The sequence below is a fragment of the Vibrio crassostreae 9ZC13 genome, from assembly GCF_000272045.2.
Classification (GTDB): domain Bacteria; phylum Pseudomonadota; class Gammaproteobacteria; order Enterobacterales; family Vibrionaceae; genus Vibrio; species Vibrio crassostreae_C.
In genome coordinates this window covers 189,041-210,909 of the sequence record NZ_AJYZ02000037.1, presented here as the reverse complement: position 1 = coordinate 210,909, position 21,869 = coordinate 189,041, and the positions used below count along the sequence as shown (strand labels likewise).

Here is a 21,869-nt window from a genome sequence, read left to right as displayed (position 1 = left end):
GCAAAAAGCCTTGAGTAAACTAATTGGTCGAATTTTGCAGGGATGTAATTTTTTTTCAAAAAAGACTGATATTCATTCTTATTTACTTGAGTGCTTTGAAAATATGCAATTACACGAGTTGGTCAATACTATCGGCCAAGACCTTCAACGCCGTTATGGCGAGAAGGTTCACAAGCTGACGCTTCATGGTGGTTTCAGCTGCCCAAACCGAGACGGGACAATTGGCCGTGGAGGTTGCACGTTTTGTAACGTGGCTTCCTTTGCCGATGAACAAACTCAGGTTCAGAGTATTGCAGAACAACTAAAAGATCGTGCGGGTGAAATTGCTCGTGCTAAGAAGTATCTGGCTTACTTTCAGGCGTACACCAGCACTTATGCTGAGGTGCAAGTGCTCAAGAATATGTATGAAGAGGCGCTAAAAGCACCCGGTGCAGAGATCGTCGGCCTTTGTGTTGGTACGCGACCAGACTGTGTGCCTGATGCGGTGTTGGATCTGTTAGCGGGCTACGTTAAACAAGGCTATGAGATTTGGCTCGAGCTTGGCCTGCAAACCGCCAATGATAAAACCCTCAAGCGAATTAACCGCGGCCACGATTTTGCAGTGTATGAAACGATCACCCAACGCGCACGCGCTTTAGGTATCAAGGTGTGTACTCATCTGATTGTTGGCCTACCAAAAGAAACCAAAGCGGATAACCTTGAAACCTTAGACAAGGTATTAGCCGTTGGCACCGATGGTATTAAGCTGCACGGCCTTCATATAGTAGAGGGCAGTACCATGGCTAAGGCGTGGAAGGCCGGAAAGCTAGAAGCCCCAAGCCTTGAAGAGTACATCGATATCGCGAGTGAGATCATTCAACGCACGCCTGCGGACGTGGTTTATCACCGTGTTTCTTCAGCGGCGAGACGCCCAACCTTACTTTCTCCTTTATGGTGTGAGAACCGCTGGTTAGCGATGACTGAAATAGGTCGTTCGTTGGATAAAACCGGTGCTCAAGGCATCAAAACGGGCTCTGCATTCGAGTACACGTTGCCTGTTTTAAACGCGGCCAATTAATAGAAATGGGTGACTGTAGGTAACAGCAGATAAAACCAATAAATAGTGGTAACATTTCCCTAACAGATTTTATGGTATAGATTGAGAGTAAATGGAACTGGTAATGACTTGGTTGTGGGACAGGGCGTATGGCTACGGTATTTATATCGTTGTTGTATTGCTGATTGCTCTCATCTGCTGGCATCTCTATTCTCGTTATCAGTCGCATATCGAAACGCTTCTACTTGCTACCCCGTCGCCACTCTACTTTGTTGATGTTCGAAGTGGCGAAATACTCTATGCCAATCGCCAAGCCATGCAGTTGCTTGGTATCCGCCAAATCGGTGTTAATTTTCGCTTTCCTACTGTGGAAAGCGAGAACAGCTTTCGTCACTACTTAACCAACCACATCAACTCTCGAGCCTTCGAGCAGGTCTCCCTGTGGGCGCTTTCTGAATTTGAGTCGTTCAAGATCAACTTGATCGGTCGTAAGATCCATTTTAGAAATAAGCAGGCTTGGATGATTCACGCCTCACCTTATAAAAACACTAACGAAGAACTGTCCCAAGAAGTTCGAGAACTGAATGTTGCTCGTACCGCTTTGGATTCTTTGTCTGAGCTGATCTACGTGAAAGATCAGAAAGGTCAGTTAGTGACGAGTAATCGCTCGTTTAAAAAGTTTTGGCATGGTCGTGCTGAAGAGGGCACCCTGAGTGTTTCTGGTGGAGTATTAAAAGGTCGTGTAAGTGAACGCTCTTGGACTACAGATCAAGATGGAAAAAGCTGCTTGCTTGAAACCTACCAAAGTGTGCTGCTTTCCCAAGATGGAGAAACCATCGGCACGCTCTCTATTAGTCATGATGTGACCGATTGGCATGACATGCAGCAGAAACTGCGTGGCGAGATGGAGAAGCGAAAAGATACCGAAGTGGCACTTGCGCAGCGTGACACCATCTTGCAAAACCTCCTGGAGGCCAGCCCAGACTCGATTGGTATCTTTAATGAAAACATGGTTTATCAAGCGTGTAATAAACCATTTGTGGCTGCGCTGGGTATCTCTGAAGTCAGTGACTTGATCGGTAAACGTTTACAAGATGTGGTGCCACATAGCATCTATACGCGAATATCAGAAACCGATCATCAAGTGCTTCATCAAAGTAAATCACTGCGTTATATCGACAAAGTGGTCTCAAGTGATGGAACATTTACTTGGTATGATGTAGTCAAATCACCGTTTAGAGATCCAGCATCGAGCACTAATGGTGTGTTGATCATGGCGCGTGATATTACAGAGCGTTATCTAGCAGAACAAAAGCTTGAAGAAGCCAACCTTGAACTTGAACGCCTCAGCTTTATGGATAGCCTGACTAAAGTGTCTAACCGACGTCGTTTCGATGAACAGCTCTCTACACTGTGGCATTATCATGTGCGTGAGAAGCTGCCACTGACGATCATGCTATGTGATATCGACTTCTTTAAAGGCTACAACGACTTTTACGGACACCAACAAGGCGATGATGCTTTGATTCAGGTTTCTCAGGCATTTAAGCAGGTGTTGAATCGTTCATCTGATTGTGTGGCTCGTTATGGTGGTGAAGAGTTCGGCTTTATTCTGCCAAATACAACGACCGAAGGTGCTCAGCTGGTGGCGCAGCGTATTCATGATGAAGTCCTAAAATTGGAACTTGCGCATGAGAAGTCGACAGTCTCTGAATTCATCACGGTGAGTATTGGTATTATCTCTTACATTCCTACACCTGATGATGAAATGGAATCGGCTGTTGCCTTGGCTGATAGTGCGTTGTATCAAGCGAAATCAGACGGTCGCAACCGTTCAATGGTGCATCCATACTCAATTCGCTAACGCTATAAAATTGGCAATTTGATTATCCCCGGCTATTTTTGCTTAGTTAGTATTTGTATTGGTTAATTAACCTTCGAAATTACCGCTGAACACTTGCTGCGTGTGATGTAGCTAGCTTACCTCCCATCTTCAAACAGGGTAGAATGTTGCTAGTCTTATCGCATGGAGCGCTAAATGAAACCCATGAAAAATCTTGCCCAGTATTACGTGGATCTACTCGTAAAACTGGGGATTGTCCGCTTTTCTATCTTACTCGCCCTAGCGCTTGTTGCCCTCGCTGTTGTTGTGCAAGTCGGTATCACCCTTGCACTCAAAGGCAATGTTGATGACATCGACATTGTCCGTTCAGTTTTCTTCGGTTTAGTGATCACGCCTTGGGCGGTTTATTTTCTGTCAGTGGTCGTGGACCAGTTGGAAGAATCACGTCAAAGGTTAGCGAAATTGGTCTCTAAACTTGGCGACATGCGTGAGCGAGACCAAGAACTCAACAATAAAATGCAGCTCAATATCGAGAAGCTTAATCAAGAAATTGAAGAGCGTGAAAAAGCGGAAGAAGCGCGCGCAGAAGCAATGCAAGATCTCGAAAACGAGGTGTTCCAGCGCGAGCGTACTCAGCTTGAACTCGCAGAACGTACTGCACTGTTACGCTCGTTTATCGATGCCTCGCCTGACCTTATTTACTACCGTAATGAAGATGGTGTGTTCTCTGGTTGTAACCGTGCGGTTGAAGAGCTCACTGGTAAAACAGAAAAAGAGCTAGTTGGTTTAACTCCTTGGGATGTTTACAGTAAAGAGGTCGCTCAGCAAGTTGTTGAAACCGATAAGAAAGTATTTGCTGACAACCAAGCACTGACTTATGACCAATGGCTTGAATACCCAGATGGCCGCAAGAGTTACTTCGAACTGCGTAAAGTGCCTTTCTACAGCAAAGATGGTCGTCACTTGGGCTTGGTTGGTTTTGGCCGCGATATTACTGAACGTAAAGAGCATCAAGAGTCGTTAGAAAAAGCCAGCCGCGATAAGACCACCTTTATCTCAACTATTAGCCACGAGTTAAGAACGCCGCTCAACGGCATCATTGGCTTGAGCCGCATGCTGCTTGATAGCCAACTGACCACCGAACAGCGCAAGCAGATGCAAACCATCAAGGTGAGCGCGGTGACACTGGGTAATATCTTCAACGATATTATTGATATGGATAAGTTCGACCGCCGTAAGCTTGAACTCTTCCCTACGCCTATTAACTTTGAAGATTTCGTTGTCGAGATCGAAAGTATCTCTGCGTTGATGGCTGAGCAGAAAGGGTTAAGGTTCGATCTAGAAAGATTGTCTGATCTTCCAGCTGCTGTTGAGGTAGATGGTACTCGTCTTAGACAGGTACTGTGGAACCTTGTTAGTAACGCGATGAAGTTCACCAAAGATGGTGGAGTGGTGATGACAGTCAGCGCCGACATTGATGGTGACTTTGCCAACATTACGATGGAAGTGGAAGATACTGGTATTGGTATCCCTGAAAGTGAAATCGAGAAGATCTTCGCGATGTACTATCAGGTGAAATCGGGCACGGACAACTTGCACGCTGTCGGCACGGGTATTGGTCTCGCTGTCTCTCAACAGCTAATTAATATGATGGATGGCCACATTGAAGTCATCAGTGAAGAGGGCTTTGGCAGTACCTTTACGGTTTCGATTCGAGTTCCAGTGAATCACGATACTCAGGCTCTGATCAAAACGCCAAGAAAACAGTCGAATCTTAAGATCTTTATGGTCGAAGACATTGAACTCAATATCACAGTGGCTCGCTCTCTACTTGAAAGCCTTGGCCATGAAGTGACAGTCGTGATGACGGGTAAAGAGGCGCAAATTGCTTTCAATCCTGAAGACTATGATTTGGTGTTGTTGGATATCCAACTGCCAGATATGACGGGTTTCGATATTGCTCAATACTACCGCGAGAAATACAGCCAGCTACCGCCTTTGGTGGCGTTAACTGCGAACGTATTAAACAACAAGCAAGAGTACTTCCAGAAAGGCATGGACGAAGCGATCAGTAAACCTTTGTCGGTTCGAGCTATCCAAGATGTCATCAGTGAACTTATCGAAGATGCACCAGAGGTAATTGAGAAGGTAGCGGGCACCGATAAGGTTGAGAGCATTGATAAAGTCGACGCGAGTAAGCCTGTTCTTTCAGAAATTGATACCACTTTGCTTGATATTGATATGCTAGAGTCTTATGTTGATATTGTTGGACCGAAACCGGTTTTGGATAGCATCGCGATGTTCGAAGATATGATGCCGGAGTATATGGAAATATTGAACTCCAACATGGTCGCGAAAGATAAAGCCAGTATCGTTTCTGAGGCACATAAGATTAAAGGTGCTGCAGGTTCTATTGGTCTGAAACGCATCCAACAAGTTGCCCAGAAAGCTCAATCTCCAGATTTGCCTGCGTGGTGGGAGAACATTTCAGATTGGGTTGATGAGATAAATAACGAATACCAGAATGACATTGAAGTTTTAAAGAGTTGGTTAAATCAAAGGTAGAAGAATAATGAAAAAATTAGCATTCGCCGCATGTGTAGTGGCATTAGCGGGTTGTTCTGCGCCACAAGTAGAATGGCAGCAAGATAATCAAGTCGAAGTATCTGCAGCAACAGTTACCATGAAAAGCAACCTTTGGCACAACAAGATGCCAACGATTGGCGAGACTCAAGATAAGACCCTACATGGTGCTATCTACCTAGAGTCAGACTCACAACTGCCAGCAACGCTTGCGGTTGAAAGTGTTACGGTTAAACAGGGTGCAGACACCTTGTTGGTAACGGCTGACGATCTTGATTTAAGAACACACAGTGAAACTCAATGGGAAGTCGCGTTTGTATGGCAGTTAGAAATCGACAGTGACAAGCCTGTTGATGTGGCGGTGGAACTTAAAGATGGCGAAACCGTGAAGTGGTTAGTAGAGAAAGACGTTAAGGTGGATACGGTTTACTAAAATCTTATCCAATTAAGAACAATAAAAAAGGGAGAATGCGTTGGCATTCTCCCTTTTTAATAACTATTGATGACGCTTCTAGTGTTCAAAACACTTACTGGTGAGTAGTGCTAAATGGTAAGAGGCGCGAATCGAATTAGTCTTCTAGGTCACCACAAAAGCGGTAGCCTTCACCGTGAATCGTTGCGATGATTTCTGGCGTACCAGAAACAGATTCAAAGTGCTTACGAATACGACGGATTGTTACGTCTACAGTACGATCGTGTGGCTTAAGCTCACGGCCAGTCATCTTCTTAAGAAGGTCAGCACGTGTTTGGATCTTACCTGGGTTCTCACAGAAGTGAAGTAGAGCACGGAACTCTGAACGAGGTAGCTTGTAGCCTTCGCCATCTGGGCTAACCAGAGAACGACTGTTGATATCTAGTACCCAACCGTTGAACTCATACTTCTCAACGCTACGCTTCTCTTCTTGAACAGAGCTTGTGCTCATTGAACGGTTCAGAAGGTTGCGTGCACGGATAGTCAGTTCACGAGGGTTGAAAGGCTTAGTGATGTAGTCATCAGCGCCGATCTCTAGGCCAAGGATCTTATCAACTTCATTATCACGACCAGTTAAGAACATAAGCGCTACGTTTGCTTGCTCACGTAGTTCACGCGCAAGTAGTAGGCCATTCTTTCCTGGAAGGTTGATGTCCATAATTACAAGGTTAACTTGGTTGTCAGATAGCACTTGGTGCATCTCTTCACCGTCGCTAGCCTCAAAAACAGCATATCCCTCTGCTTCAAAAATACTCTTTAGAGTGTTACGAGTTACTTGCTCATCTTCAACGATAAGAATCTGCGGGGTTTGCATTTGGCGGTACCTAAATTTGTGACGAAACTGTGCTAATAGAATAAATTCTAGGCAAAAACATAACATACAGGTAATGTATTTTTGATGATAACTTAAAGTTTTCAAAAAAACACTTACTTCCAGCTATCTGCCTTCCTTGAAGTATTGCCCAATAACGTAGATCCAGTACGCCTTTCAATCATTCTTTTAGTGATTGGAGTGGATTCTATAATGTTAACAGCATGCTAACAACGCGAGAATGTTAATTCCATTCACTTTGTTGATTTACATCAATTGCCGTATCGCAACAAACTTTAATAGTATGGCTACAACTTAACCAATGTTATGGTGACTATTTAGCACCAAAACAAGAATGATTATTCGAGATGCTTCGCACATCTTGCCTGCTAAAGACCGGATTATGAACCAAGGAAGCTGAAAGCTGTCTTAAGAGTCTAGTAGATAAATATGCTCAATCAACTTTTATTGAGTAATAAATTGAGCATAGAACAATGAAAACAAAGGATTAATTTTAATAACATATAAAAGCATAGAGGCTAGCCTGACATAACCGGTAACGCCTTACTCACGGAGGATATATGCACGATATAACACCCGACTTGTGTGATGAGTTTGAAAGCGAAGTCACCCTACTGAACATGCCATTGCAGAACTTCGGCCAACGTGGTGCGTTCTTTGGAAAAATTGTAACAGTTCGTTGTTATCACGATAATTCCAAGGTTCGCGAGGTTTTAGAGACCGACGGCTGTGGCAAAGTGCTTGTCGTTGACGGAAATGGCTCATGCCAGAAGGCGCTGCTTGGCGATCAACTCGCTATTCTCGCGATAGAAAACGGTTGGGAAGGCGTGATTGTAAACGGTGCGGTGCGTGATGTAGGCATGATGTCGCAAATGGACCTTGGCGTTCAGGCGTTAGGTGCATCGCCATTCAAAACAGAGAAACGCGGTGTCGGCCAAGTGAATGTGACACTCTCTATACATAATCAACTGATTCAGCCTGGTGACTATATTTATGCCGATTGGAATGGCGTGTTAATTTCATCTGAGCTGTTAATTGAATCGTAACTGACTCAAATTGAATGCCGTTGATAGATTAGAACGGGGAATGGTTTGTGATGTACTAAAAGTTTGGATCTCAATCCGCACTAATCTGTTAATAAAGAACAAGCTAAAGAGACTAAAAGCGAAACCCTAGTCCCACTTCAACACCTTGCTGCCACTCTTCATAATCAAGGGTGGCATGCAAATCTAGGTTATCTGTTAGTTGCACTCGGCTGGAAACCTCTGCGGCTACCGATTTCTCATTGTCTTCGGTCTCGCCTTTATAGGTGTGTAGAGAACTGTTAAAAGAGACTCTTTCTGAGAACTGATAACTGACACCACTCAAGAATCCACTTTCCTGTTTCAGTGCCGCACTATTGATACGTGTACCGACGTAAAGATCCACATCTGAAAACAAGTTATAAGAGTAGCCACTGTCTATCTTCCAAGTATCGAAGCTTTCACTCGACGCGTTTTGTGTGGAGATAAAGAATTTATGAGAAGAACTATCGATCTGGCTGGGTAGTAGAGGCAAGCTATTCGCTGAACAAACAACAGGCATAGCAAAAGCCAAAAGAATAAGTAATCTCTTCATTTCCCACTCCTGATGTCATTATTATTGTTCTTCGAACGTTATCGTTCAATTAAAGCACAGAACTTGTACGTTCGCTGCACAATCGATATAGCATTTTGTTATGACTATATATGCAATTGATCACTCTTGCCTGTTCAATGAGTAAATCCAGTATCTTAAGTGAAGGTTTATACAGGGTGTTTTATCCCTTAAATGACGGTTTGCTCTGAAAAACGGTGCGAATGTAAAAAAAACGCAACTTTTCATTGACGTCCCGTGGTAAAAATTGATACACGTAGAGTAAAGCACAAGCAGAGAATTTGATATGCAGCACGTAAGCCACCTAGTAATGACCACAACCATTATTATTACCGACATTAACATTGTTGGGGCAGGCTGCTAAGTAACGGATTTTAAAAAAAGGCCTGTATCCAACAAGATACAGGCCTTTTTTTGTACCATTTTTATGACTTATGGAGAAAGGGATGCGCGTTTTAAAGTTTGGAGGTTCATCATTAGCTGATGCAGATCGTTTTTTACGAGCGGCTGATATCATCGCTAATAATGCCCAGCAAGAAGAGCTAGCCGTTGTACTATCGGCTCCAGGAAAAACAACCAATAAGTTGGTCGCTGTTATTGAAGCTGCACTGAAAAATGGTGAAGCTGACGCACAGATTACAGAGATCGAATCTTCATTTAACACACTGTTTGCAGAGATCAAAGCGGTCGTGCCTTCTATCGATGGTGCCGCGTTTCAAGAGCAGGTGGATACCTCTCTTGCTCAGCTAAAGCAGTTCGTGAATGGCATCAACCTACTTGGTATGTGCCCGAACCACGTTAATGCTCGCATCATCAGTAAAGGTGAGCGAATCTCTATCCAGTTAATGAAAGCGGTACTGGAAGCGAAAGGCCAACCAGCAAGCCTGATTGACCCTGTCCAATACCTATACGCTAAAGGCGATCACCTTGAAGCTATGGTCGATGTGGATGTCTCTACTCAGAACTTCCAACAATCTCCACTTCCTAAAGGTCACGTTAACATCATGCCTGGCTTTACTGCGGGTAATGAAAAAGGTGAGCTAGTCACACTAGGTCGTAATGGTTCTGACTACTCAGCGGCTGTGTTAGCGGCGTGTCTACGTGCTGATTGCTGTGAAATCTGGACTGATGTCGATGGCGTTTACAACTGTGACCCACGCTTAGTTGATGATGCTCGTCTGCTCAAGTCTCTTAGCTACCAAGAGGCGATGGAGCTTTCTTACTTTGGTGCTTCGGTTCTACACCCGAAAACCATTGCTCCTATTGCGCAATTCCACATTCCTTGTCTGATCAAAAACAGCTTCAACCCACAAGGCGCAGGTACTTTGATTGGCCAAGACACTGGCGAAGATAACCTAGCAATCAAAGGTATTACGACGCTAAGTGACCTAACCATGGTTAACGTATCAGGCCCAGGCATGAAGGGCATGGTAGGTATGGCGAGTCGTGTATTCGGTGCGATGTCTTCTGCTGGCGTTTCTATTGTCCTTATTACTCAATCTTCTTCTGAGTACAGCATCAGCTTCTGTATTGAATCGGCTGATAAGGTGAAAGCGAAACAAGTGTTGTCAGACGCGTTTGAACTTGAACTTAAAGATGGCCTGTTAGAGCCGGTTGAGTTCATGGATGACGTTGCGATTGTAACGCTGGTGGGTGACGGTATGCGCACTTCACGTGGCGTAGCATCTCAGTTCTTCTCTTCTTTAGCTGAAGTGAACGTCAACATTGTTGCTATTGCTCAAGGTTCTTCAGAGCGCGCTATTTCAGCGGTTATCCCTGAAGACAAAATCTCTGAAGCAATCAAAGCGTGTCACGAGAACTTATTTAACTCTAAGCACTTCCTAGATGTATTCGTTGTGGGTGTCGGCGGTGTTGGTGGCGAGCTTGTTGACCAGATCCAACGTCAGCAAGGCAAACTGGCAGAAAAAGGCATCGTGATTCGCGTATGTGGTTTAGCAAACAGTAAAGGTTTGTTGCTAGACAGCGATGGTCTACCGTTAGAGCAGTGGCGTGACCGTATGTCGAGTGCGACTGAAGAGTTCAGCCTAGCGCGTTTAGCGGCTTTGGTTCAACGTAACCACATCATCAACCCAGTATTGGTTGATTGTACGTCTAGCGAAGGTATTGCGGCGCAGTACGCTGATTTCCTAGCGGCTGGTTTCCACGTAGTAACACCAAACAAGAAAGCAAACACAGCAAGCATGGCTTACTACCATCAGCTTCGTGAAGTTGCACGCAACTCACGTCGTAAGCTGATGTACGAGACAACAGTAGGTGCAGGTCTACCGGTCATCGAAAACCTACAGAACCTTATCTCTGCAGGTGATGAACTTGAGAAGTTCAACGGCATTCTTTCAGGTTCACTGTCTTACATCTTCGGCAAGCTTGATGAAGGTATGACACTGAGCCAGGCAACCAATATTGCAAAAGATAACGGCTTCACTGAACCGGATCCTCGAGATGATCTATCTGGTATGGATGTGGCGCGTAAGTTGCTTATTCTTGCTCGTGAAGCAGGCATGGCGCTTGAACTTGAAGATGTTGAAGTAGACCAAGCTCTGCCACCGGGTTTTGATGATTCAGGTACGGTTGAAGAGTTCATGGCTCGCCTACCAGAAGCGGATGCTTACTTCAAAGAGCAGTCAGCTATCGCAGCAGAAGAAGGTAAAGTACTTCGTTATGTGGGTGAAATCGCTGAAGGTAAGTGTAAGGTTCGTATCGCTGCTGTTGATGGCGACGACCCAATGTTCAAGATTAAAGATGGCGAGAACGCATTAGCATTCTACAGCCGTTACTACCAACCAATCCCTCTAGTACTGCGTGGCTACGGCGCGGGTACTGAAGTAACAGCTGCTGGCGTATTCTCTGATGTGATGCGTACTCTTGGTTGGAAATTAGGAGTTTAAGAATGAGTTCAAGTGATATGGATGTTGTCGTTTATGCTCCTGCATCAATCGGTAATGTCAGTGTAGGGTTTGATGTGCTGGGGGCCGCTGTGTCTCCAGTGGATGGCACGCTGCTAGGTGACCGAGTTATGGTTAAAGCCGGTGATGAACCATTCTCACTTAAAACTGCAGGCAGCTTTGTTTCTAAGCTGCCAACTGAAGCAAAAGAAAACATCGTTTACGACTGCTGGGTGGTGTTCTCAAGAGAGCTTGATAAAAAAGGCGTTACGCTAAAGCCTTTAGAAATGACACTAGAAAAGAACATGCCTATCGGTTCAGGTTTGGGTTCTAGTGCATGTTCAATCGTCGCGGCACTGGATGCGCTAAACCGTTTTCACGGTCAGCCCCTGAATGAAACTGAACTGCTTGCTCTGATGGGTGAAATGGAAGGCAAGATTTCAGGTGGTATCCACTACGATAACGTTGCGCCATGTTACCTTGGTGGTGTGCAGCTCATGCTTGAAGAGCTAGGCATCATCAGCCAAGAAGTACCGTGTTTTGACGACTGGTACTGGGTAATGGCTTATCCGGGTATTAAGGTTTCAACGGCTGAAGCGAGAGAGATCCTACCATCTCAATATCGTCGTCAGGATATTATTGCTCATGGTCGTCACTTAGCGGGCTTTATCCACGCGTGTCATTCAGGTCAACCTGAACTGGCGGCGAAGATGATCAAAGACGTGATCGCTGAACCATATCGTGAGAAACTGCTTCCAGGGTTTGCTGATGCTCGTAAATACGCGCTGTCAGCTGGGGCACTGGCTACTGGTATTTCTGGTAGTGGTCCAACTCTATTTAGCATTTGCAAAGAACAAGATGTCGCCGAGCGTGTTGCACGCTGGTTAGAACAAAATTACGTACAAAATGAAGAAGGATTCGTTCACGTTTGTCGCCTAGATAAGCAGGGTTCGATCGTTACAGGAAGTGAGTTATGAAACTGTACAACATCAAAGAAAATGATGAACAAGTCTCTTTTGGCCAAGCCGTTCGTCAAGGCTTAGGCCGTAATCAAGGTCTATTTTTCCCATCTGAACTGCCAAAGTTTGATGATATCGATGCGCTGCTAGCAGAGGACTTTGTCCCTCGTAGCTCAAAGATTCTGTCAGCATTGATTGGTGATGAATTACCAAAAGAACAGATCGACCAAATGGTGGATGCAGCGTTCCAATTCCCTGCACCAATCAACCAAGTAAAAGACGGCGTTTACGCGCTTGAGCTTTTCCACGGTCCAACACTGGCGTTTAAAGATTTCGGTGGCCGCTTTATGGCTCAATCTTTAGCAGCTGTTTCTGATGGTGGTCAAATCACTATCTTAACGGCAACATCAGGTGATACTGGTGCGGCGGTTGCGCATGCTTTCTACGGCATGGAAGACATCAATGTTGTGATTCTTTACCCGAAAGGCAAGATCAGCCCACTGCAAGAGAAGCTGTTCTGTACGCTTGGCAAGAACATCCACACTGTGGCGATTGATGGTGACTTTGATGCGTGTCAGGCTCTAGTTAAAGACTCATTTGATGACGCTGAACTGCGTAAAGAGATCGGTCTTAACTCGGCAAACTCGATCAACATCAGCCGTTTAATGGCTCAGATCTGTTACTACTTTGAGGCGGCTTCTCAGCTGACTAAAGAGCAACGTGAAAACCTCGTTATCTCTGTACCAAGTGGTAACTTTGGTAACCTAACGGCTGGTCTATTGGCTAGAGCGCTAGGTCTACCTGTTAAGCGTTTTATCGCAGCAACTAACGAAAATGACACTGTTCCTCGTTACCTAGAAACAGGTCAGTGGGATCCAAAACCGACTGTTGCGACAACATCGAACGCGATGGACGTAAGCCAACCAAACAACTGGCCTCGTATCGAAGAGCTTTGCCAACTGAAAGGTTGGGGCTTAGATACACTAGGCAAAGGTAAAGTATCTGACGAGCAGAGCGCTGAGTCAGTTCGCGACCTAAAAGCACAAGGTTACCTATGTGAACCACATGGTGCGATTGCTTACCGTCTACTGGAAGAGCAACTGCAAGAGAACGAAACTGGCTTGTTCCTGTGTACAGCACACCCAGCGAAATTCAAAGAAGTGGTTGATGACATCCTAGGTTCTGATATCGAACTGCCTGGCCCGCTAGCAAAACACGCGGCGATGGAATTGTTGTCTGAAGATCTTGATAACGATTTTGAAGCGCTAAAAGCTGTGCTTCGTCGAGTTCAACCGTAACGTCCATTTGTTTTTCGAACAAATAAAAACGGCGCTCAATGAGCGCCGTTTTTGTATTCTAATTTAAGCTCTAAAAATTATAGAGACTCAGTGAACGTACGTGCGATAACGTCACGTTGCTGTTCAGTTGTTAGAGAGTTGAAACGTACAGCGTAACCCGATACACGGATAGTTAGCTGTGGGTAGTTCTCTGGGTGAGCAACTGCGTCTTCTAGCGTTTCACGCTTAAGAACGTTAACGTTTAGGTGTTGACCACCTTCGATGCGTGGTGCTGCTTCGATTGCAACTTCACGGCTTTCGTACTCGCCTAGGTCTGCAGCTGAGATAACTTGGTCAGCTTCGAAACCTGCAGTAGCAACAACACAACGAGCTTCATTCTTCTCGCTATCTAGTAGCCAGATTGAGTTTAGTAGGTCATCGTTTGCTGCTTTAGTAATTTGAATACCTTGGATCATAACTATCTCCTAGTCCACTGAATGTGGTTTGATTATGGTGTTAACTTTCGATTTTTATTGAGCTGGGTAATGTATACCTAATATTAGTAAGGTTAACATTGATTTAAGTCAAAAAACAACCAAAAACCATATTTTTACAAAGGTGATTATATTGAGGTAAATCAATAAAACCTTTGAAAACAAAGTAATTACAAAATATTTTAAAGTATAAAAAATATTTAACAGTCATATTTGTTGTAAGTTTACTACATTTGTTGTGTTTTTATTGAACTACAACCGATACGACCCTTTATTTATTAAGCATTCTGAAAGTGTAAAGTGATTTAATGACAAACAATAATTCATCCTCAAAACCGGAAACAAATATTAAGTTTATTGGCGCTCATGTGTCGGCTGCTGGTGGTGTTGATCAGGCGCCTATGCGTGCACGTGAAATTGGCGCCAATGCGTTTGCACTGTTTACCAAGAACCAGAGACAGTGGGCGGCAAAACCGCTAGAAGCGAAAACCATTAGTGCCTTTAAAGCTAATTGCAAAATGTTGGGCTTCGGTGCTGAGCACATTCTTCCTCATGACTCCTACCTTATTAACCTAGGAGCACCAGAAGAAGAGAAGCTAGAGAAATCACGCGCGGCTTTTATTGATGAAATGGAGCGTTGTAATCAACTTGGATTAACGCTTTTGAATTTTCATCCTGGGAGTCATTTAAAGAAAATCTCAGAAAGCGAATGTTTGGCGAAGATCGCTGAATCGATCAACCTAGCTCATCAAGCGGTACCTGACGTAATCGCAGTGATCGAGAATACGTCTGGGCAGGGCACTAATCTGGGTTGGAAGTTTGAACATCTAGCCGAGATTATCGAGCAGGTAGAAGATAAGTCACGTGTGGGTGTGTGCTTAGACACCTGCCATACGTTTACTGCTGGCTATGACTTACGTACAAAAGAGGCGTGTGAGCATACTTTTGCTGAGTTCGACCGCATCGTGGGTATGCACTATCTAAGAGCAATGCACATCAATGATTCAAAAGCTGAGTTCGCGAGCCGAGTCGATCGACACCATTCTTTAGGAAAAGGCGAAATTGGCTGGGATTGTTTTGAGTATATTGCCTCTGATTCTCGCTTTAATGGTATCCCTCTTATCTTGGAAACCATTGATTCGACGATCTGGAAAGAGGAAATTCAACAACTTAGAATGTTTCATCGCTCAGCAACGCTAGCGAGCGAACAAGCGTAATAATAGAGGGGGAAATTTATTTCCGTCTATTTCTAAAAATTGGCACCTTTCTTTCATAGTATTAAAGTGAATATGTAGTTCACGATGTCTTAGAGGAGGTGCCTTTATGTATTCAATCACCCAAACTTCAACTATTGCTGTCGCACGCCGTTTACCTACACCAAACCGTCACGTGCATAACCACGGCCACCATCGTACACAGCAGAAAAGTGGTTAATCGAGATAAGCACAACTTGAACTGATTATTATGATTCATCAACAAGTGAACCCTACACATCATGTTTATTGATAGCTGTATGAGGTATAACTAGAGCCTTATTTAGGACAGTTAGCCGATACAGCTATTTTTTTGTCTGGCGAAAGCCGCTAGAAACCTTGATGATTGGGAAGTAAAACGATGACCGCACCAAAGACTTGGGAATCCATTATTAATGATGAACGTGATAAAGAGTACTTTCAGAGTGTCCTCGCGTTTGTTGAAGAGCAACGTAATAGTGGTAAAACCGTCTACCCGCCACAAGAACAGGTGTTCAGTGCCTTTGATATGACGCCTTTCGAATCCGTGCGAGTGGTTATCTTAGGGCAAGATCCTTATCACGGTGCTAACCAAGCTCACGGCTTAGCATTCTCAGTGCTTCCTGGTGTGAAAATCCCACCTTCTCTACGCAATATGTACAAAGAGCTTGCACAAGATATAGAGGGCTTTGAGATTCCTAGTCATGGTTATCTCGATTCTTGGGCATCGCAAGGGGTGTTGATGTTGAACACAGTCCTTACAGTCGAAGAGGCAAAAGCACACTCACATGCTAAGTGTGGCTGGGAAACCTTTACCGATGCCATTATTGCTGAGCTCAATCAGCGCTCTGAACCGATCATCTTTTTGTTGTGGGGCGCACACGCCCAGAAGAAAGGTCAAGCGATTGATGACGACAAGCATCATGTGTTGGTTGCACCTCACCCATCGCCATTATCGGCACGCCGTGGATTCTTCGGTTGTCAGCATTTCTCTACAACCAACAAGCTGCTTTCTTCTATGGATCAACAACCTATTGACTGGCGTTTACCAACAGAAGTGTAGGTTGGTGGTTTTCTGAGCAGGGTCAAATCATAAATCAGCATATTCGTATACACTTATAAATAGTAGATGTAATGGAGTGCAATACTATGATGATTGAAAGGATAAGACGAGAGCATGGCTATATGGCTCGTTTACTCGCGATACTCAACAGTAAGTTAGAGTTTCTGAAACAGGAGCGAGAAATAAACTATAGCCTGATCGCAGAGGTGGTTCATTACCTTATGAACCATTCAGACAAAGTGCATCACCCTAAAGAAGACGTCATTTATCGCTACTATCTTAAGCAATATGGCAGCGAGCAAGCGATTGAAGACTTGGAGTTAGAGCATCAATTGCTTTCTGAGAAAACGGCGGACTTTTTAGGTTTGGTCGATATGATCCTTCAAGATGCGGTGGTTCCTCAGCAAGTCTTTATTGAGCAGCTTGAAGCGTTTGTTAAGGCTCAGCGAAAGCACATGGAATATGAAGAGAAGCATGTGCTACCCATGATTGTTGAGGCGTTCACGGTGAAAGATTGGCAAGAAGTGGAGTCTCAATGGCTTCAACCGGAAGATGACCCTGTTTTTGGAGAGACCATCGCCGATCAATATCGCCAACTCGCGGCTCGGGTTCGACAAAATGAACAAGAGTGTGTTTAGCCCGTTGTAATGTTGAGGTGCACCTATTTTTAGGTGTCCTCTATATTAGAGGGTTGGTTTCCAAATGGCGCTTTGAGCGGATTAACTACCTCAAAAAATAAAAAAGGCACCTATATAGGTGCCTTTTGCTATCTGATTTCTTATCGTGCTGATTAAAGTTTTATATCGTCAAGGCTAAAATCAAGACCTAGGTTCATCTCTCTCAGCTCTTTCTCAAGCTGCCTACGATCGTTGATGGCTTCGATTTCACGCCACTTACGCTTGAGTGGTTTCGAGCGTGATTTTTGAGTTACACGAGGCATTTCTAGTTCTGATACTTCATCGAATTGAAAGCTATCCATAAGCCATATCTCCTTCCGTGGGACTAGTTCTTACGAACCAATAAATATCATATTTAGGTTCACAATAACTTTGATTTGTTTCTCATTTGTTTCAAATCCATGAAACTTTTGTTCTATTTTCTTATGCATGCTCACACATTGTGATAATTATTATGTATAAAAAACAGGCAAACAAACCTAAGTAAACGATTAAATTGGGGGTTATTGAATGTTAATTCATTGTGCGAATGGAATAGCGTTTTGACTACAATGCATTGAAGTGCACATGGTACCGTGCGGTATAGGGATCTCATTGGCCTAGAAAAAAACGAAGATCTTCACTATACCTTGTAAAACCTAGGCTGACGTCATTTTTATAGGATGGCGTTCCTGTTGGGGTAGTGCCGTGGCTGTTGTTGATATTATGTCCCGATAATGTGACTTTTATTGGGCTGCATTGTTGAAAGTTGTGTTAACAAAAGGTGTGTTATTAGTGAAATGTCATTTTAATATAAGTGTATTTGCATATTGATTTTTAGGCCGTCTCGCTGCATTATCCGCCCGTCAAAAAATACACTGATACGTAAAATGGATGCATGAAGCGACATTTACAGTCTCAATCGCCGCAAGAATATAACAAGAGTGCCGACACAACATTGACAGAGGCATAGGCGATTAAGAGGAAGGCTAGGAAGCATGATCGGTGCTTAAACTCAATTACGAGGTTCACGTGACAGACTTAATCAATTTGATGAACGATCTCCTTTGGGGATCTATCTTAGTTTACTTACTGGTTGGTGTGGGTATCTACTTCACTGTACGACTAGGCTTCATTCAATTCCGCCATTTCGGCCACATGTTCTCTGTTCTTAGAAACAGCCGTAAAGCAGACAGTGCTGGTATCTCTTCTTTCCAAGCTCTTTGTACTAGTCTCGCTGCTCGTGTAGGTACGGGTAACATGGCAGGTGTTGCTGTAGCACTAACCGCTGGTGGCCCTGGTGCTATCTTCTGGATGTGGCTAATCGCAATGCTAGGTATGGCAACATCGTTTGCAGAAAGCACACTGGCACAGCTATACAAAACGCGTGATAACGACGGTAACTACCGCGGCGGCCCTGCATACTACATGGAGAAAGGCCTAGGCATGCGTTGGATGGGGGTTCTATTCTCTATCTTCCTCATCATTGCATTTGGTCTTGTATTCAACGCGGTTCAAGCGAACGCGATTGCAAGCGCAATGAATACGGCATTCGACCTTGAGCGTAGCTACGTTGGTGTTGGTATCGTAATCATCTCTGCGTTCGTTATCTTCGGTGGTATCCGTAAGATTGCACGCACAGCAGAAATCATCGTTCCAATCATGGCATTGGCTTACCTAGCGATCGCTATGTACGTGATGTTCGCGAACATCGAGAAAGTGCCTGAAGTACTGGCTCTTATCTTCAAGAGTGCATTCGGTCTGCAAGAAGCAGCAGCGGGTGGCCTAGGTTACGCAATCGCACAAGCGATGATTAACGGCATCAAACGTGGTTTGTTCTCGAACGAAGCGGGTATGGGTTCTGCGCCAAACGCAGCAGCTTCTGCTACGCCTTACCCACCGCACCCAGCATCACAAGGTTACGTGCAAATGCTAGGCGTGTTCATGGATACCATTGTTATCTGTTCAGCAACAGTCGCAATCATCCTGATGTCTGGTGAGTATGTACCACACGGTGAAGTAACGGGTATCGAACTAACGCAACGTGCACTAACAGCACAAGTGGGCGAATGGGGCGGCATTTTTGTAGCGGTAGCGATTTTCTTCTTCGCTTTCACTTCAATCATTGCAAACTACTCGTACGCTGAAACGAACCTTATCTTCCTTGAGCACAACAACAAGAAGGGCCTAGTGCTGTTCCGTATCGTTGTTCTGGGTATGGTTATGTTCGGTTCTCTAGCGACGTTACCAACGGTATGGGCACTGGCTGACGTATCGATGGGCCTAATGGCGATTGTTAACTTGGTGGCGATTATCCTGCTATCAGGTATCGTGATTAAGCTAGCGAAAGACTACAACCGCCAACTAGACGCGGGTAAAGTACCAACATTCGATTCGAATGACTTCCCAGAGCTTAAGTCTCAGCTGGAAGACGGTATTTGGGACAACAACAAGAAGTAATCTTGTTGGAGCGATAAACGGCTCATCCTAAAGTGATTAGAAAGGCTAAGGTTTCGACCTTAGCCTTTTTGTTTGCCTGTCATTTGTCTCATTCTGTCTATCGAAGCTCATTCTCCCTATCGAAGTAATAGGAAGAGTCATAAAGACAAGTTGATGTTTTTTCTATACTCTAGCAGCATCCAGTTAGATAACCGATTAGGGTAAAGTTATGTTAGTTGTCGTTTCTCCAGCCAAAACACTTGATTACGAATCACCATTAGCGACGGAACGCTTTAGTCAGCCTGAGTTTGTTGAACACTCTGCTGAGCTGATTGAAGAGTGCCGCAAACTGACGCCAGTAGATATTTCTGCACTGATGAAAGTCAGCGATAAAATCGCAGGGTTGAACGTAGCGCGCTTTGAGCAGTGGAGCGAGACCTTTACCCAAGACAACGCACGCCAAGCAATCCTAGCCTTTAAAGGCGATGTATACACTGGCCTAGACGCTGAAACGCTATCGGATGAAGATTTTGACTACGCACAAGACCACCTGCGCATGCTTTCTGGGTTATATGGCTTGCTTAAGCCATTAGATTTGATGCAGCCATACCGCCTAGAGATGGGTACACGCTTAGCCAATGCTCGTGGTACTAACTTGTACCAGTTCTGGGGCAACATCATCACAGACAAGCTGAATGAAGCGTTGAATGCTCAAGGCGACAATGTGTTGATCAACTTGGCGTCTAACGAATACTTTAAAGCCGTGAAGCCGAAGAACTTGGATGGCCAAGTGATTACCCCTGTATTCAAAGACTGCAAGAACGGTCAGTACAAGGTGATCAGTTTCTACGCGAAGAAAGCGCGTGGCATGATGGCTCGCTACATCATCGAGAACAAGATCGACTCGGTTGAGGCGCTGACCCAGTTTGATACGGCGGGCTACTACTTCGTTGAAGAAGAGTCGAACGCGAAAGAGCTTGTCTTTAAGCGCGAAGAGCAAAACTAGTAGCCCTTGGCTAACGAGTAGCTCTCGGTTTTAGCCTGATAACAGACCAGATAGAGAAAAGCCCCATGCAGCGAACTGCATGGGGCTTTTTTATTGAATCGTTGAAGCTGGTAGATTACTTCTTCTTTGCTGCTTTCTTTTTCTTCGCGATTTTTTTCTTCTTCGCGATTTTTTGTTTCTCTACCGCTTTCTTATCTTCTTTCTTCGGCTTCTTCTTCTTAGTCACGGCCGCTTTCTTATGCGTAGGGCGCATGCCTTCGATGAAGCGTTCTTTGATTGGTTCGTCTGTGTAACGAGCCACACGCTCAATCATTAGTTGATCGTGCGCTTCAATGATAGAAACCGCGTTACCTTTTTTACCAGCACGAGCCGTACGGCCAATACGGTGTAGGTATACGTCAGCAGTACGTGGCATGTCGTAGTTGATTACGTGGCTTACGTCTGGAAGGTCGATACCACGAGCAGCAACGTCAGTCGCTAGTAGTACGTTTACAGAGCCGTCACGGAAACGAGCAATCGCGTTGTTACGACGATCTTGAGGCATTTCACCTTGGATCCACGCACATGGGATTTGCGCGCTTTCAAGTTGAGCTCGTAGATCACCTAGACGATCACGCGTCTTCAAGAATACGATGCTGCGCTCAGCTTGCTCTGTGATGACGTGCTTTAGGATGTTTAGCTTGTGCTCTGCCGTGTCTGCACGGTGGTACCACTGAGTGATCTTCTTACGCTCACGAAGTGATGATTTCGCATCGATCTCCGCTGGGTTTTTAAGTAGATCTTCAGTGAAGCCTTCAATGCCTTTACCTTCTAGTGTTGCTGAGAACAGTAAAGTTTGTTTACGCCAGCGACACTCTGCAGACAGACGGTCAACAACAGGACCAAAGCCCATGTCTAGCATGCGGTCGGCTTCATCTAGAACCAGCCATTCAATCGCACGACAGTCAAAACGCTCGCCTTCAATGTATTCCATCAAACGGCCAGGTGTTGCTACTACGATATCTTGAGTTGTACTTAAGATATCTGCGTGCTCTTGGTACATAACACCGCCCGTGATCGTGAAGATATTTAGGCTGGTGTATTTAGCAAGCTCACGTGCTTGTTCGGTGATCTGCATTGCTAGCTCACGCGTTGGCGTCAGGATAAGCATACGTGCAGGGCCAGATTTCTTACGTGGGAAATCCAGTAGGTATTGCAGTGCTGGCAATACAAATGATGCTGTTTTACCAGTACCTGTTGGCGCAGAAGCCAAAACGTCTCTTCCATCTAACGCTTGTGGGATTGCTTCAGCTTGTATCTGTGTTGGACGTTCGTAGCCCATTTCGTCAATTGCTTTAAGCAGCTCTTGGTTTAGATCGAGTTCTGCAAAGGTTCTGATCACTGTTGTTTCTCCACAAGCAATAAATGTTTCTGCCTCAAAAAGCAGACGATAAAAAAGA

At 44.7% G+C, this 21,869-nt stretch carries 18 protein-coding genes, 1 pseudogene and 1 other annotated feature; of the genes and pseudogenes, 13 read left to right on the top strand and 6 right to left on the bottom strand.

Annotated features, from left to right (window positions below):
- The first annotated feature begins 103 nt into the window (after positions 1-103).
- From A136_RS11715 to A136_RS11700, 4 genes are all read left to right on the top strand, one after another.
- Entirely contained in the window at positions 104-1,057 is a 954-nt protein-coding gene (locus A136_RS11715) for a TIGR01212 family radical SAM protein (protein WP_017062887.1), read from the top strand.
- Positions 1,058-1,148: 91 nt separating this feature from the next.
- Entirely contained in the window at positions 1,149-2,900 is a 1,752-nt protein-coding gene (locus A136_RS11710) for a sensor domain-containing diguanylate cyclase (protein ID WP_017059307.1), read from the top strand.
- Between the two features lie 174 nt (positions 2,901-3,074).
- Positions 3,075-5,444: an aerobic respiration two-component sensor histidine kinase ArcB gene (gene arcB / locus A136_RS11705; RefSeq protein ID WP_017062885.1), complete on the top strand. Its 2,370-nt coding sequence runs from the start codon at positions 3,075-3,077 to the stop codon at positions 5,442-5,444.
- Positions 5,445-5,451: 7 nt separating this feature from the next.
- On the top strand, positions 5,452-5,895 hold the full coding sequence (locus A136_RS11700; protein ID WP_017062884.1) for a hypothetical protein: 444 nt from the start codon (positions 5,452-5,454) through the stop codon (positions 5,893-5,895).
- Positions 5,896-6,031: 136 nt separating this feature from the next.
- Here A136_RS11700 and arcA read toward each other — a convergent pair whose 3' ends face one another.
- Entirely contained in the window at positions 6,032-6,748 is a 717-nt protein-coding gene (gene arcA, locus A136_RS11695) for a two-component system response regulator ArcA (protein WP_004741534.1), read from the bottom strand.
- Between the two features lie 429 nt (positions 6,749-7,177).
- A pseudogene (locus tag A136_RS23045) lies at positions 7,178-7,279 on the bottom strand (ribonuclease activity regulator protein RraA); the annotation flags it as partial.
- A 47-nt stretch (positions 7,280-7,326) separates the two neighbouring features.
- Here A136_RS23045 and A136_RS11690 point away from each other — a divergent pair.
- Positions 7,327-7,812 carry a putative 4-hydroxy-4-methyl-2-oxoglutarate aldolase gene (locus A136_RS11690; RefSeq protein ID WP_017059310.1) on the top strand — a complete coding sequence of 162 codons (486 nt, stop codon included), beginning with the start codon at positions 7,327-7,329 and terminating at the stop codon, positions 7,810-7,812.
- 112 nt (positions 7,813-7,924) lie between these two features.
- Here A136_RS11690 and A136_RS11685 read toward each other — a convergent pair whose 3' ends face one another.
- The gene (locus A136_RS11685) at positions 7,925-8,383 is read right to left on the bottom strand and encodes a hypothetical protein (RefSeq protein ID WP_017062883.1); all 459 of its coding nucleotides are present in this window, start codon (positions 8,381-8,383) and stop codon (positions 7,925-7,927) included.
- A 317-nt stretch (positions 8,384-8,700) separates the two neighbouring features.
- Positions 8,701-8,818: a sequence feature (Thr leader region), on the top strand.
- 29 nt (positions 8,819-8,847) lie between these two features.
- Here A136_RS11685 and thrA point away from each other — a divergent pair.
- The 3 genes from thrA to thrC are packed head-to-tail and all read left to right on the top strand — an operon-like array spanning position 8,848 to position 13,561.
- Positions 8,848-11,307, top strand: a complete 2,460-nt coding sequence (gene thrA / locus A136_RS11680) for a bifunctional aspartate kinase/homoserine dehydrogenase I (RefSeq protein WP_017059312.1) — start codon at positions 8,848-8,850, stop codon at positions 11,305-11,307.
- A gap of 17 nt (positions 11,308-11,324) precedes the next feature.
- Positions 11,325-12,281, top strand: a complete 957-nt coding sequence (thrB, locus tag A136_RS11675) for a homoserine kinase (RefSeq protein ID WP_032545653.1) — start codon at positions 11,325-11,327, stop codon at positions 12,279-12,281.
- Positions 12,278-13,561: a threonine synthase gene (thrC, locus tag A136_RS11670; protein ID WP_017062882.1), complete on the top strand. Its 1,284-nt coding sequence runs from the start codon at positions 12,278-12,280 to the stop codon at positions 13,559-13,561. The genes thrB and thrC overlap by 4 nt, the downstream gene beginning before the upstream one ends.
- 77 nt (positions 13,562-13,638) lie before the next feature.
- Here the strand turns inward: thrC and grcA are convergent, their stop codons facing one another.
- Positions 13,639-14,016, bottom strand: coding sequence for an autonomous glycyl radical cofactor GrcA (gene grcA, locus A136_RS11665; RefSeq protein WP_017059315.1), 378 nt, complete (start codon positions 14,014-14,016; stop codon positions 13,639-13,641).
- A 326-nt stretch (positions 14,017-14,342) separates the two neighbouring features.
- On the opposite strand from grcA, the gene nfo reads away from it, so the two are divergent.
- From nfo to A136_RS11650, 3 genes are all read left to right on the top strand, one after another.
- Complete coding sequence (nfo, locus tag A136_RS11660) at positions 14,343-15,251, top strand: deoxyribonuclease IV (protein ID WP_017062881.1); 909 nt, start codon at positions 14,343-14,345, stop codon at positions 15,249-15,251.
- A gap of 397 nt (positions 15,252-15,648) precedes the next feature.
- Entirely contained in the window at positions 15,649-16,329 is a 681-nt protein-coding gene (ung, locus tag A136_RS11655; RefSeq protein ID WP_017062880.1) for a uracil-DNA glycosylase, read from the top strand.
- Between the two features lie 86 nt (positions 16,330-16,415).
- Positions 16,416-16,967: a hemerythrin domain-containing protein gene (locus tag A136_RS11650; protein ID WP_017070073.1), complete on the top strand. Its 552-nt coding sequence runs from the start codon at positions 16,416-16,418 to the stop codon at positions 16,965-16,967.
- 152 nt (positions 16,968-17,119) lie between these two features.
- Here the strand turns inward: A136_RS11650 and A136_RS11645 are convergent, their stop codons facing one another.
- On the bottom strand, positions 17,120-17,308 hold the full coding sequence (locus A136_RS11645; RefSeq protein ID WP_017059319.1) for a DUF3545 family protein: 189 nt from the start codon (positions 17,306-17,308) through the stop codon (positions 17,120-17,122).
- A 709-nt stretch (positions 17,309-18,017) separates the two neighbouring features.
- Between A136_RS11645 and A136_RS11640 the strand changes: the two genes are divergently transcribed.
- A complete protein-coding gene (locus A136_RS11640) occupies positions 18,018-19,445 on the top strand; it encodes an alanine/glycine:cation symporter family protein (RefSeq protein WP_032545312.1) in 1,428 nt (475 codons plus the stop codon).
- Positions 19,446-19,653: 208 nt separating this feature from the next.
- A complete protein-coding gene (gene yaaA, locus A136_RS11635) occupies positions 19,654-20,430 on the top strand; it encodes a peroxide stress protein YaaA (protein WP_017059322.1) in 777 nt (258 codons plus the stop codon).
- A gap of 115 nt (positions 20,431-20,545) precedes the next feature.
- Here yaaA and srmB read toward each other — a convergent pair whose 3' ends face one another.
- Positions 20,546-21,811, bottom strand: coding sequence for an ATP-dependent RNA helicase SrmB (gene srmB / locus A136_RS11630; protein ID WP_017059323.1), 1,266 nt, complete (start codon positions 21,809-21,811; stop codon positions 20,546-20,548).
- Between the last annotated feature and the right edge of the window lie 58 nt (positions 21,812-21,869).